Source organism: Methylomonas rosea (genome assembly GCF_024505055.1).
GTDB lineage: Bacteria > Pseudomonadota > Gammaproteobacteria > Methylococcales > Methylomonadaceae > Methylomonas > Methylomonas rosea.
Genome location: NZ_JANIBL010000152.1, coordinates 1 through 793, shown reverse-complemented (window position 1 = coordinate 793; position 793 = coordinate 1). Strand labels below are relative to the sequence as shown.

Genomic DNA, 793 nt, shown 5'->3' with positions numbered 1-793 from the left:
ACAAGCGATCAAGGTAGCACACTTTCGTCTGAGCTACACGTTGCTGACAGGCATCATCAGCAACGAAATGCGCCGATTGACGGAAGCGCCCAAACCTAAAACACTCGACGAAACGCCGGTCTCAACACCGACACTCGCGCTGGAGCCCGTCGCCGATTGCAGCCGTTACGACAGCTTACGGTGCCTCTATCATGTCCATTGATCGTAGCGCTCATTCGAAAGAACTGCACTTGTTCGGCATGGCCGCTGCCTGGAGCGAATAACCAAAGGGCACAAGTGGCAAACCGAATACAGCAGTCAGCAAAAACCGGTGATGCCGGAAGTCTGGCTAGACCGTCTGATTGCCGCCGAACAGGCCGACCGTCAGGCGCGCAGCTTGAATTATCGACTCAAGGCGGCACTGGCGCCGGCAAAACCCATTTAGCCACCGCCCTCTGGGGATGGTGGCAATCTGGCCAAGCAACTGCGACACATAGATGCCGTCATTCTCGATGAACTGGTCTACTTGCCGCTCCCGACATCAGGTGGCGCCTTGCTATTCCACCTCATCAGTCATCTGTATGAGAAAACGTCCTTGATCATCCCCCGCTTCAATTCGAGCGGGATTATTTGAAAAATGTGGCTGGGTAGGTGTCCGGTTTTAGTTGACCATTACATTGTTCCGTTCATTACGAGCTTGTCGAACCATGAACGGAATCAACTTGTTCAGAGATTCCTTAAATTTGTCACTCAGAGAACATTCCGCGAAATAGGGGCAAGGTCAGAACTTGGACTGCACGCCTAGTGCGTCGCG

Annotated in this window: 2 pseudogenes; both read left to right on the top strand. The window is 53.2% G+C overall.

Going from position 1 to position 793, the window contains the following annotated elements:
* Positions 1-202: pseudogene (locus tag NP589_RS21585) on the top strand (hypothetical protein); the annotation flags it as partial.
* 231 nt (positions 203-433) lie between these two features.
* Positions 434-583 (top strand): annotated as a pseudogene (locus NP589_RS21580) (ATP-binding protein); the annotation flags it as partial.
* Positions 584-793: the final 210 nt, after the last annotated feature.